This is a genomic window from Paenibacillus sp. Paensp38 (genome assembly GCF_059491915.1).
Genome location: NZ_CP168516.1, coordinates 1386319 through 1399130 on the forward strand (window position 1 = coordinate 1386319; position 12812 = coordinate 1399130).

At 47.2% G+C, this 12812-nt stretch carries 11 protein-coding genes and 1 tRNA gene; 10 read left to right on the top strand and 2 right to left on the bottom strand.

Annotation, left to right across the window (positions count from 1 at the left end; genetic code table 11):
- The first annotated feature begins 302 nt into the window (after positions 1 to 302).
- The 10 genes from pyrR to ACEN8J_RS06305 all read left to right on the top strand — a co-directional run bounded on the left by pyrR (position 303) and on the right by ACEN8J_RS06305 (position 10354).
- Complete coding sequence (gene pyrR, locus ACEN8J_RS06260) at positions 303 to 869, top strand: bifunctional pyr operon transcriptional regulator/uracil phosphoribosyltransferase PyrR (RefSeq protein WP_029517736.1); 567 nt, start codon at positions 303 to 305, stop codon at positions 867 to 869.
- Positions 866 to 1780: an aspartate carbamoyltransferase catalytic subunit gene (locus ACEN8J_RS06265; RefSeq protein WP_023989427.1), complete on the top strand. Its 915-nt coding sequence runs from the start codon at positions 866 to 868 to the stop codon at positions 1778 to 1780. The genes pyrR and ACEN8J_RS06265 overlap by 4 nt, the downstream gene beginning before the upstream one ends.
- A gap of 59 nt (positions 1781 to 1839) precedes the next feature.
- The gene (pyrC, locus tag ACEN8J_RS06270; protein ID WP_165149116.1) at positions 1840 to 3162 is read left to right on the top strand and encodes a dihydroorotase; all 1323 of its coding nucleotides are present in this window, start codon (positions 1840 to 1842) and stop codon (positions 3160 to 3162) included.
- Positions 3163 to 3223: 61 nt separating this feature from the next.
- Entirely contained in the window at positions 3224 to 4360 is a 1137-nt protein-coding gene (gene carA / locus ACEN8J_RS06275; RefSeq protein ID WP_029517734.1) for a glutamine-hydrolyzing carbamoyl-phosphate synthase small subunit, read from the top strand.
- 1 nt (position 4361) lies between these two features.
- Complete coding sequence (gene carB, locus ACEN8J_RS06280) at positions 4362 to 7577, top strand: carbamoyl-phosphate synthase large subunit (RefSeq protein WP_340932641.1); 3216 nt, start codon at positions 4362 to 4364, stop codon at positions 7575 to 7577.
- Between the two features lie 67 nt (positions 7578 to 7644).
- Positions 7645 to 8439, top strand: coding sequence for an orotidine-5'-phosphate decarboxylase (gene pyrF, locus ACEN8J_RS06285; protein ID WP_080658631.1), 795 nt, complete (start codon positions 7645 to 7647; stop codon positions 8437 to 8439).
- Positions 8436 to 9077, top strand: coding sequence for an orotate phosphoribosyltransferase (gene pyrE / locus ACEN8J_RS06290; RefSeq protein ID WP_013311063.1), 642 nt, complete (start codon positions 8436 to 8438; stop codon positions 9075 to 9077). The genes pyrF and pyrE overlap by 4 nt, the downstream gene beginning before the upstream one ends.
- A gap of 147 nt (positions 9078 to 9224) precedes the next feature.
- Positions 9225 to 9389 (top strand): hypothetical protein, encoded by a 165-nt coding sequence (locus ACEN8J_RS06295; RefSeq protein WP_014282411.1) that lies wholly within the window; start codon positions 9225 to 9227, stop codon positions 9387 to 9389.
- A 124-nt stretch (positions 9390 to 9513) separates the two neighbouring features.
- Positions 9514 to 9587, top strand: a tRNA-Ile gene (locus tag ACEN8J_RS06300).
- Positions 9588 to 9814: 227 nt separating this feature from the next.
- Positions 9815 to 10354 (top strand): GNAT family N-acetyltransferase, encoded by a 540-nt coding sequence (locus tag ACEN8J_RS06305; RefSeq protein WP_029517731.1) that lies wholly within the window; start codon positions 9815 to 9817, stop codon positions 10352 to 10354.
- Positions 10355 to 10609: 255 nt separating this feature from the next.
- Here the strand turns inward: ACEN8J_RS06305 and ACEN8J_RS06310 are convergent, their stop codons facing one another.
- The gene (locus ACEN8J_RS06310) at positions 10610 to 10942 is read right to left on the bottom strand and encodes a hypothetical protein (protein ID WP_340932636.1); all 333 of its coding nucleotides are present in this window, start codon (positions 10940 to 10942) and stop codon (positions 10610 to 10612) included.
- A gap of 292 nt (positions 10943 to 11234) precedes the next feature.
- Complete coding sequence (locus ACEN8J_RS06315; protein WP_340885896.1) at positions 11235 to 12731, bottom strand: GDSL-type esterase/lipase family protein; 1497 nt, start codon at positions 12729 to 12731, stop codon at positions 11235 to 11237.
- Positions 12732 to 12812: the final 81 nt, after the last annotated feature.

Below are 12812 nucleotides of genomic sequence, written 5' to 3' on the forward strand. Positions count from 1 at the left end.
TTCTTGTAGTTGCGATGAACTTTGTCCAAGAGATGGCTAACCATCTCACACTATGAGAAGCAGGACAAAGGAAATCCTGAATAGCACCTTTAAATCAGTCCCGTGAGGCTGGCAAGGTAACGTGAATGGATCACTGATCAGTGCATCCGCTGCGGCGGTATGTCTTCAGTGTGTCCGAGAGATCGGAGAACAGTAGAAGACTGTTCACACGAGACTCCTTGCCAAACTTGGGCAAGGAGTCTTTTTTGTATCCGAACACGGGACCAGGTCTGAAGGGAACATCACCTGAGGAGGCTGGAAGCATGAGTAATGAAACACATGTACTGATGGATGAAATTGCGATTCGTCGGGCATTGACACGGATTGCACATGAAATTTTGGAGAAAAACAAAGGTATTGACGATTGTGTGCTAGTAGGTATTCGAACACGCGGAGTTCATCTGGCGCAACGCCTGGCTGAAAAAATTGCTGAGATTGAAGGCGCACCAATTCCATGGGGAGAGCTGGACGTCACAGCCTACCGGGATGACCGGAACAGCGTAGCCGAAGCTAAAGGAAATGGAAAAGAGCTTTTGATGAATCCTGCTGACGTATCGGTTCATGATAAGAAAGTCATTCTCTTTGACGATGTGCTGTACACAGGCCGCACCATCCGCGCGGCGATGGATGCATTGATGCACTGCGGACGACCGCAAATGATTCAGCTGGCAGTACTAGCGGATCGCGGACACCGTGAGCTTCCGATTCGTCCGGATTACATCGGCAAGAACATCCCGACCTCCAAATCTGAGGAAATCGTAGTAGCCCTTCAAGAGACGGACGGTAAGGACGAAGTGACAATCATTCAGAACCGGGGGGAACAGCTATGATCACCACAGCCAGTCAACTTAAAGAACGTAGCCTACTCGGGTTAAAGGAACTCAGCCGAAATGAAATCGAGTCCATTCTGGATCGCGCTCATTATTGGGAATCTCAACCAGAAAAACTGGTTCCAGTACTGCAATCACGCTTTGCGGCCAACATGTTTTTTGAAAACAGCACTCGTACCCGCTTTTCTTTTGAAATGGCAGAGAAGCGGCTGGGCGCTCAGGTTTTGAACTTTTCCGCTGCGGCTTCCAGTGTGGAAAAAGGGGAGTCCATTTACGATACAGTACGTACGCTCGAATCCATGGGCATTGATGCAGGAGTCATCCGGTTAAAGCCAGCCGGAGTGCTGCAAGAGCTCGCTGAGAAGGTCAGTGTCCCACTGGTTAATGCGGGGGACGGCAACAATGAGCATCCAACGCAGGCTCTGCTGGACCTGTACACCATGCGCAAAACTTTCGGTGAGCTTAAAGGCTTGAGAGTGTCCATCATAGGAGATATTCTGCACAGCCGTGTCGCTCGCTCGAATCTGTGGGCCTTGCAAAAATTCGGAGCCAAGGTAAGCTTCTGCGCTCCTGATAATATGCAAGCACCTGATCTTGCGGCCTACGCGCCTTATGTTCCGATGCAAGAGGCACTACAAGCGGACGTGGTCATGATGCTTCGGGTACAGCTGGAACGGCATGCCGAAGGGATGTTGCGCTCAGCGGATGAATACCGAGAGCAGTACGGTTTGACAGAGAAAAGAGCAGCGAACCTGAAGCCCGGAACGATTATCATGCATCCAGCTCCAGTGAATCGGAATGTGGAAATTGATAGTGCAGTTGTGGAAAGCGAACAATCGCGAATTTTTCCTCAAATGGCAAACGGGGTTCCGATCCGCATGGCGGTTATGGAACGGGCAATGAAGCTGTAGAAGCTGTCAGTAGGATCGTAGGGAAAAGTTGCAAAAAACTGAGCGGAGGAATATTTCAGATGAAACAATTAATTATGAATGCAAGCGTATTGAACGAGCAGGGTGAGGCTGAATTGAAATCCATCCTAATCGCCGACGGAAAGATTTTGGCTATCGCAAGTGCGGATGCTGGAATCAGCCTACTTATGGAAGAAGGCGCATCTGGGCAGGAGCGCGAAGTCGAGAAAGTTGACGCCCAGGGGAAGCTGGTCATCCCCGGTTTAATCGACATGCATGTGCATCTGAGAGAACCCGGCTTTGAATATAAAGAAACGATTGAAACGGGTAGCCGCGCGGCGGTGAAAGGCGGATTTACGACGATTGCCTGCATGCCAAATACACGTCCAGTGACGGACAATGTGGACACAGTTCAGCTGGTATTGAAAAAGGGACAGGAAGCGGGGCTAGCCAAGGTTCTTCCTTACGCAGCCATCACGAAAAACGAACTGGGTCGTGAGCTGACAGATTTTGAAGCGCTCAAAGCAGCAGGTGCCATCGGCTTTACTGACGATGGTGTCGGGGTGCAAAGCGCGCAAATGATGAAGGACGCCATGGCGCGGGCCAAAGCACTGGATATGCCGGTTATTGCACACTGTGAGGATAACACACTTGTTGAAGGAGCGGCAGTGACGGACGGCGAATTTGCCAAGCGCCACGGGCTTAAAGGCATTCCGAACGAATCTGAAGCGATTCACGTCGGACGGGACATTTTACTATCCGAGGCAACCGGGGCACACTATCATGTATGCCATGTCAGCACGGAGCAGTCAGTGCGGTTAATCCGCCATGCGAAATCTTTTGGCATCAAGGTAACGGCTGAGGTATGCCCGCACCACTTGGTATTGTCAGATGAGGATATCCCTGGGCTGGATGCGAACTGGAAAATGAATCCTCCGCTACGCTCCCCGCGTGATGTGCAGGCATGCATCGAGGGACTGGAAGACGGTACGATTGACATCGTCGTAACCGACCATGCAGCGCACAGTGAGGAAGAGAAGGCAAGGGGGATGGAGCTGGCGCCATTCGGGATCGTTGGATTTGAGACGGCCTTCCCGCTGTTGTACACGAAATTCGTAGCTACCGGACAGTGGACGCTGGACTTTCTGGTGCGTCGTATGACTGCTGATCCAGCGCGTGTCTTCCGCCTTGATACGGGACGCCTGGAAGAAGGGGCTCCAGCTGACCTGACCATGATTGATCTGGAGCAGGAGCAGGCAGTTGATCCGCAAACGTTTGCCAGCAAAGGACGCAACACTCCTTTTACAGGCTGGAAGCTCAAAGGCTGGCCTGTGAAAACTTGGGTAGATGGCAAACTGGTATGGTCTGCTGACGAAGCAAAATAAATAGAAACCACTAAAAAAATAGAACCTTATAGCAGGAAACAATATAGAGGAGTGAGACGGGATGCAGGCAAGATTGTTACTTCAGGACGGCACGCTGTTTACAGGCACATCATTTGGTGCGGAAGGTGATAAAACAGGCGAGGTCGTTTTCAACACAGGGATTACAGGCTATCAAGAGGTGCTTACTGATCCCTCTTACTGCGGACAAATCGTAACGATGACTTACCCGCTGATTGGCAACTATGGAATTACTCGTGATGACTTTGAATCGGTACGGCCTTATGTCCATGGCTTTGCTGTTAGACATTACGAGCCAGCGCCAAGTAACTGGCGTGCTCAATACAGCGTGGGCGATTTGCTGAAGGAATATGGCATCATTGGCATTAGCGACATCGACACCCGCATGCTTACCCGGATTATTCGCCATCACGGCACGATGAAGGGCATTTTGACGACTGGTTCCCAGCCGCTGGAAGAACTGAAAGAAATGATGTCTGACTTGACCATTGAAGAACTGCGCAATCAGGTTCCTATGACTTCTACACCTCATCCGTACAGCAGTCCTGGCAACGGAGAGCGGATCGTATTGATTGACTACGGTGCAAAAAGCGGCATTTTGCGCGAACTGAATAAACGGGACTGCGATGTAGTTGTCGTTCCACATGATACGACGGCTGAGGAAATTCGTCGCTTGGACCCGGACGGTATTCAGCTGTCTAACGGCCCTGGAGATCCAAAAGACGTACCCCATGCCGTTAGTACGGTAGCAGAACTGTTAGGGGAATATCCGATTTTCGGAATTTGCTTGGGACACCAGTTGTTCGCTTTAGCTTCGGGAGCGGATACGGAAAAGCTGAAATTCGGACATCGCGGTGGTAACCATCCGGTGAAAGAACTGGAGAGCGGACGCTGCTTTATCACATCACAAAATCACGGCTACACGGTGAATGAGGATTCGATCCAAGGTACTGAGCTTGAAGTGACGCATATTAATAACAACGATAAAACGATTGAAGGTCTTAAACATACCAAGTATCCCGCGTTTTCGGTGCAATATCATCCAGAGGCTGCACCAGGACCTTACGATAATGGTTACCTGTTTGACCGCTTTCTGGACATGATCCGTGAGCACAAAAGAAATTATCCAAAGCAACCGCGTCAGGCTGCTATCGCCGCCGCAGTGAGAGGAGAGCGCTAATATGCCGAAAAATACAGAACTTAAAAAAATACTCGTGATCGGTTCCGGTCCTATCGTCATTGGTCAGGCAGCAGAATTTGATTATGCTGGTACACAAGCTTGTCAAGCGCTCAAAGAAGAAGGCGTCGAGGTAGTACTGATCAACAGTAATCCGGCAACCATCATGACAGACACCAACATGGCAGACAAAGTATACATCGAGCCGATTACACTTGATTTTGTAACACAGATTATCCGTCAAGAGCGTCCAGATGGTCTGCTTCCTACGCTGGGAGGACAGACAGGTCTGAATATGGCAGTGGAACTGGCTCGCGCCGGAGTGCTGGAGCGTGAAAACGTCAAGTTGCTGGGAACTCAACTGAATTCGATAGAAAAAGCCGAAGATCGTGATCTGTTCCGTGATTTGATGCGCGAGTTGGAACAACCTGTACCAGAGAGTGTCATTGTAACAACCTTGGAAGAATCTTTAGAATTTGCTAACGAAATCGGTTATCCAATTATCGTTCGCCCGGCTTATACGCTAGGGGGAACAGGCGGTGGTATCTGCTCCACAGAAGAAGAACTGCGTGAAACCGTCAGCTCTGGCTTGAGATACAGTCCAATCGGACAATGTTTGGTGGAAAAAAGTATTGCAGGCATGAAGGAAGTCGAGTATGAGGTCATGCGTGATGGCAATGATAACTGCATCGTTGTCTGTAATATGGAGAACTTTGATCCAGTCGGCGTGCATACTGGCGACAGTATCGTCGTAGCTCCGAGTCAGACGCTGTCAGATCGCGAATACCAGATGCTGCGCTCTGCTTCTCTGAAAATTATCCGCGCCCTCAATATCGAAGGCGGTTGTAATGTACAGTTTGCGCTTGATCCGCACAGCTATCAATACTATGTCATTGAAGTAAACCCGCGCGTAAGCCGCTCCTCGGCGCTCGCTTCCAAGGCAACCGGATATCCGATTGCTAAAATGGCTGCCAAAATTGCACTGGGTTACACGTTGGATGAAATTGTGAATCCGGTAACGGGACAGACGTATGCTTGCTTTGAGCCAACATTGGATTACATCGTAAGCAAAATACCACGCTGGCCATTTGACAAATTCATTTCTGCCAACCGCAAGCTGGGCACGCAAATGAAAGCAACGGGTGAAGTCATGGCCATCGGACGCACATTCGAAGAGTCCATCCAGAAAGCGGTACGGTCTTTGGAAATCGGTGTACACCGTCTGCATCTTAAGGGAGCCGATCAGCTGTCTGATGACGTGCTCAAGGATCGTCTGATTAAAGCAGATGATGAGCGGTTGTTCTTGGTAGCTGAGGCGTTCCGTCGCGGCTGGCAGCAGCAGGAGATTCAAGATTTGACAAAAATTGACTGGTGGTTCCTCGATAAGGTAGAGGGAATCATCAAGTTCGAAGCCATTATCGCTGGAGAATCTGAGCTGACCTACGAAACACTCTATCAGGCCAAACGTAAAGGCTTTACCGACCGCTCGATCGCCGAGATTCGCAGTATGGGCCAAAACGACAGTATGACAACCGAGCGTGAGGTACGTGAATTCCGTCTAGCTCAAAACCTGCGTCCGGTCTACAAAATGGTAGATACGTGCGCAGCCGAGTTTGAAGCCACAACTCCGTACTACTACTCCTCTTACGAGGTGGAAAATGAAGTGATTCCATCTAGCAAAGAGAAAGTTATCGTACTCGGTTCCGGACCGATTCGGATCGGGCAAGGGATTGAATTTGATTACTCCACCGTACATGCGGTATGGGCTATTCAAAAAGCGGGCTACGAAGCAGTGATTATCAATAACAACCCGGAGACGGTATCTACGGACTTTAACACATCCGACCGCCTCTACTTTGAACCGCTCTTCTTCGAAGATGTAATGAATGTTATCGAGCAGGAAAAACCGATTGGGGTTATCGTCCAGTTCGGGGGTCAAACGGCCATTAATCTCGCAGCTCCACTGAGTGCGGCAGGCGTGAATATTTTGGGTACGAGTCTGGAAAGTATCGATGAAGCGGAAGACCGGAAGAAGTTTGAGCAACTTTTGTCTCGTCTGGCTATCGCACAGCCTAAAGGCAACACGGTCACATCAGTTGATGAAGCAGTAGGAACCGCACAGGCGCTGGGCTATCCAGTTCTGGTACGTCCATCCTACGTTCTGGGCGGACGCGCTATGGAAATCGTGTACTCAGATACGGAATTGCTGCGGTACATGGAAGAAGCGGTTAAAATCAATCCAGAGCATCCGGTGCTCATCGACCGTTATATGTTGGGTAAAGAAGTTGAGGTTGACGCCATCTGCGACGGCGAGACAGTATTGGTACCAGGCATTATGGAGCATGTAGAACGGGCCGGGGTTCACTCAGGTGATTCTATCGCGGTGTATCCACCACAGCACTTGTCTGCCGAGTTGAAACAAAAAATTGTGGAAATTACAATCAGCATCGCTAAGGAATTGAAAACGATCGGTCTGGTAAATATCCAGTTTGTTATTCATCAAGACGAGGTGTACGTGATCGAGGTTAATCCTCGCTCCTCGCGGACAGTTCCTTTCTTGAGTAAAGTAACAAATATCCCAATGGCGAATCTGGCTACACAGGCTATTTTGGGCGGTAAGCTTAAAGATGCAGGTTATTCAGAAGGTCTATGGCCTGAAAGTAATTATGTCTCGGTTAAGGTTCCGGTATTCTCCTTTGCCAAACTGCGCCGTGTAGAGCCGACGCTGGGCCCGGAAATGAAATCGACAGGTGAAGTTATGGGACGCGATATTCAGTATGCCAAAGCACTGTACAAAGGACTTGTGGGAGCTGGTATGAAAATTCCATCCACTGGGGCGATCATCATTACAGTGGCAGATAAGGATAAAGAAGAAGCTGTCGAGTTGATGCAGGGCTTTTACAGACTGGGCTATAAAATTATTGCAACAGGTGGAACGGCGGCTGCTATGAAGCAGGCCAATATTCCAGTGAACACGATCAACAAACTGAGCGAAGGTAATCCGAACATCCTGGATATGATTCGCACGGGTGAAGCCAACTTTGTCTTCAATACGTTGACCAAAGGCAAAACGCCAGAGCGTGATGGATTCCGTATCCGCCGCGAAGCAGTTGAGAATGGCATTGTCTGCATGACCTCACTGGATACAGTACGCGCTTTGCTAAGAATGCTGGAAACGATCAATTTCACATCCGAATCCATGCCGGTCCTGAGCAAATAATGCGTTACGAATAGATGTGAGGAAATAAGTAGCACAGGGAAGGACATTCATCAGCTTCGGCTGACGGATGTCCTTTATCACGGGCAAATGCACCCGAATTGACGTAAAAAGGGGATGGAGAACGGTGAATGGAGCATTTCAGCAGATGGCAGGACGGCTGATGGTTGCGTTAGATTATCCCAATGCACAACAGGCTGAGCAGTTAATTCGGCAGCTAGAAGGGATTCCTTGTTATATAAAAGTAGGTATGCAACTGTTTTATAGTGCAGGGCCAGCTTTTGTAGAACAACTAAAGTCCAGAGGATACTCCGTATTTCTGGATTTGAAAATGCATGATATCCCTAACACGGTGCGGGGAGGGGCAGAGAGCATTACCCGCTTAGGTGTAGATATGTTCAACGTACATGCTGCTGGGGGCGTTAATATGATGTCAGCCGCTAAAGCTGGTGCAGAAGCAGCTATTTCCGCAGACAGCTCGCTTTCCATGCCGCTCATTATTGCAGTCACACAGCTGACCAGCACGGATCAGACGACCATGAATAAGGAATTAGGTATTCCTGGTACGGTACAGGATGCAGTGGTTCGTTACGCACAACTGACCCGTGAGGCGGGACTGGATGGTGTGGTAGCTTCACCTTTGGAAGTACCTGCCATTCGTGCTGTATGTGGATCAGACTTTAAGACGATAACTCCTGGCATACGCCCGGCAGGTAGTGCTACAGGCGATCAGTCGCGTGTGCTTACACCTGGCCAAGCCATTGCACAAGGCAGCAGCTACATTGTCGTTGGACGTCCTATCACCGCAGCAGCAGACCCACGCGCCGCAGCGGAACACATTATTGAGGAGATGATACAAGTATGACCACATTCAATAGTATACCTGAGCAAATTGCATCCCATCTGTTACGTATTCAGGCGGTGGCATTGCGCCCACAACAGCCTTTTACATGGACATCCGGCATTAAATCGCCAATCTACTGTGACAATCGCCTGACCATGTCCTACCCGGAGGTGCGCGAGCTGATCGCAGACTCATTTGCTGCTCTTATTCGTGAGCAATACCCCGAAACTGAAGTCATTGCAGGGACAGCTACAGCAGGGATTCCTCATGCAGCCTGGGTGGCGCAAAAGCTAAATCTGCCAATGGCCTATGTAAGGGACAAAGCCAAAGGACATGGGAAAGAAAACCAAATCGAAGGCCGTATTAGTGCAGGTCAGAAGGTTATGGTTATCGAGGATCTTATTTCTACAGGAGGCAGCTCCATTAAAGCAGCACAGGCCGTAGCACAAGCAGGCGCTCAGCCATTAGCGGTACTGGCCATTTTCAGCTACCAGCTAGACAAAGCGACTCAAGCCTTTGAAGAAGCGGGTGTGGAGCTGCAAAGCTTGTCCAATTATACAGCCCTGATGAACGTTGCCTTGCGTGAAGGAACCATTCAGGAAGAAGAGATGGAACTGCTGCGTTCCTGGCGCCAGGACCCCGCTTCCTTTGGTAAATAAGATGAGCTATAGAGGCCAATAGGTCTAATGATTAGAGCGATTCGTACTCTTTGCTAACCATTGTAGATTGTTATGGCCCAGGCCGTGTAAATCGAATTCGATCCGGTTACACTAACTCCTACCATCATGTGAAAAGAGGGAGCTCGGATGTATTGGATTTACTATGGCAGACTGTACACGACTAAATTTCAGGCAGGATGTCTGGCAAAAAGGTTGGAGCACGACGGCTGGATGTATGGCTACAATGATCCCCGCGCAGTGGAGGTGTACCGCTCGCGCAAAGGTCGTTATGGTGTCCGGTTTATTCCGTAAGTCCACAAAAATAATTTTTAAAAAGAAAATTTTCGAAAGACTATTGACGAAACACAAGAAAATGTTGTATATTAATTAACGTTGCTGTTATGAATGTGTGACGTGAGTATACATATTTTTTTGAGGGCCCTTAGCTCAGTTGGTTAGAGCGGTCGGCTCATAACCGATTGGTCGGGGGTTCGAGTCCCTCAGGGCCCATTTCCTCAAAAACCCTTGCTTAGCAAGGGTTTTTTTGTTGTTTATAGAGGGAAAAGGAAATTTTGAACTGCCCACGGTATTCATTGAGACAGACCTTGTTTCGGATAAGGCTCGTACTCCACCGCTGGTCGGATCATCGAGGATGCTTTTTTATGATGTTAAATTGAATTTGCCAAAGCCTCTTTATTAAGCTAGTGCTAATGCGGGTTCAAGGATGGAGTGGTATTTTGAAAATAGATCAAGTTTTTGAACATGACATAAGTGAAGAGTTAGCAGCCAGTATACAAACATTATTAATCGACAGTTTTTCAGAAATCTACCCTAAGGATAGAATTTATTTCAAGCAACTTCCTCATTTTAGACTTCTAGCTTTTAACCATGAATATCAACTTATAGGTCATGTTGGATTAGATTATAGGATAATGAATCTAAACGGAGAATCCATAAGAGTACTGGGTTTAATTGATTTGTGTGTTTCAAAAAATGTTCGATCACAGGGAATAGCTTCAGCGCTGCTTTTAGAAATTGAAAAATTATCCGTTACAGGAAATATTGATTTTATACTTTTATGTGCAGATAATATGAACTTGTATTTAAGAAATGGATATAAGCCTGTAAAGAACAAAATTAAATGGTTAAAAATTGATAATGAAAAAATGATTACAAATGGAATAGGCTTTGAGGAAATTGATGGAATAATGATTAAAAAAGTAGGAAAGATCGATTGGAGCGAGGGGGACTTGGATTTTTTTGGGTATCTTTATTGATCTCACGAAAGTTTAGAAAAGAGGACGTTCGAGCAGTTTTGAGGATCATTTAAATAAAACTTCTCAAGAGGTCGTTAAATAGAGTTCAATGAAAATTAATATAGAGTTCTACTGATAAAATAGCAGTATGAGTTCTACTCGCCCCATAAAGAAGCACTGTCCCAATAAACGGACAGTGCTTAAAAAACTCGCTATCAAATCACCATTTTGATAATGATCGTTGACTCCGTACTCCCAGGAACGCTTATTCCAACCTTAGTTTACCTTGACGGTATACACCATTCTCAATTTACCGTTACCGCCGTAAATTTCTACTCTTGCGCTCGTTGCAGTGGTGGTTGTTACCACGCCGGAAGAGGAGACTGTGACATTTCCGCTCACCACTTTATAAGTATCGCCCGGGTAATTTGACAGCGCATAGGAATAATTTCGTGGCAATGTAGCCGTTCTGTAATATACTCCGTTAACTTCTACAACAGGCGTAATTACTGGCGAAGGACCTACTGCTGCGGACGCACTAGGGACGATGATACTACCAATTAGCCCCAAAGACATTGCTGTTGTTAATAAGATTTTCTTAGTATTCATAAAAAATTCCTCCTGATGTATGATATGAGCTCCTAAAATATACCATGTAAAATTATTGATTTCGCTTTATTCGACAAATGTTGTCAAAATAATACAAAAAAACGATTCTAAAGTCCTATAAGATACAAAATAATTAAAATATAACAATTAAAGAAATTCATTTTATTGTACTGTATTTTTGAACTATTCTCCTGGCTGTATAGTCTTTGATCCACACGGAATAAAAAACGGACGTCAGAGTGATTAGCTCCAAGCCCGTTTTTCGTATTTGTATTCTTTCTAGTTCTTGATATCAGTTGACAAGTTGATGTGCAAGTCTCTCATCGCTGTCTAGATTCCTTTCTACCATACGCTGTTTTAATGCAGACAGTTCCGCACACTGACGAATGGCTTCCGCTATAAGCTGGGCGACCTGTTTGGCTCCTTTGTCAGAAAAATGGGTATTATCCGTTATACCAGCGGGGTAATTAGGGTGCGCTTTTTCAGGCAAATACATAAATAGCTGCTGGGACTCTTTTTCACCCATGGAACGATAAAGCTGCTGAGAAGCTTCAAAAATATCGAGCAGGGGTGTTTTGGTTTCCGCGGCTACTTGTCTCATGGCAGCGGGATAGGCTCCTACAGCCAGCGGATCAGGTTCACCGTTTGCGGTGAATCGGCGGCGGCTTACAGAGGTCAATAGCACTGGAATTCCACCACGCTCTCTAGCGGACTGAATGTAATGAATTAAGTTTTGACGATAATCTCCATCAGGATCGGTATAGCGAGTGGGGTCTTCTTTTTTCTCATCGTTGTGTCCAAATTGAATAAACAGATAGTCTCCAGCTAGAATATCTTTTTCAATATCAGCTAATCGGCCTTCTGCTATAAAAGATTTGGTGCTTCGCCCATTGACAGCACGATTGTCCACATGAACAGACGGTGCCAAATAGCTTTGCAAGTGTTCACCCCAGCCTGTCATCGGTTTTTCGGTAGCCCCTTTTTGAGCTGCAGTGGAGTCCCCGGCGATAAACAGTCGAGTTGTGATCTGTTGTCTCGCCCGAGCATATCCATGTTTTTGAAGCCAAGTTTCCGCCAGATTGAGCCATTGATGGCATTCATGGTTGTCCTCTGACAGTCCCAAGCCGTGTCGTCCTTCCTCAAATACATGCAGTTCAAACGGAATACGTTCCCTGGATAATGAAAAAGCGAACAACAGACTATTTTCTACCGGTACAGCGCCATCATTGGCTGTAGTCCACATCAAAGTTGGAGGTGTCTTTGAAGTCACTTGCCGATCGGATGAAAAGGCTTGAAGCTGTTCCAGCGTCGGCTGTTCCCCTAAAAAATGCGTACGGCTTCCGATATGTGTATAAGGCTCATAAAATGAAATTACAGGGTATCCCAACAACAGAAGATCTGGCTTTACCGTCCCTATAGTGGAGACAATGGAGGCCAAGTGACCGCCTGCTGAAAAACCGATGAGCCCCACTTGGTCAGGGATGACCAGCCAGTCATGCGATGTTTGGCGAATCCATTGCAGAGCATGTTCTACATCCTCCAACAAGGAAGTAATCTCGAAATCACCGACTTGATACTCCAGCACACCCGCATGAATACCTAGATCGTTTAACCACCGAGCTATAGGCTCTCCTTCATGTGAGGCCAAATGCTCGTAACCACCGCCAGGTAATACCAATATAAAAGGACGAGCTTCACCAACTGCTACGGGATAGAGGGAGAGAAAGGAAGTTTCTGACGGAAATTCTTCTTTTACAATCGGTTCTTTAGGACTAACAACATGTAACATAAGTAATTCCTCCAAATTTCTTTTTAACTGCCGCCAACCAAACAAAATCGACTTAAATTGGAATGATACGGATGTAAAAAA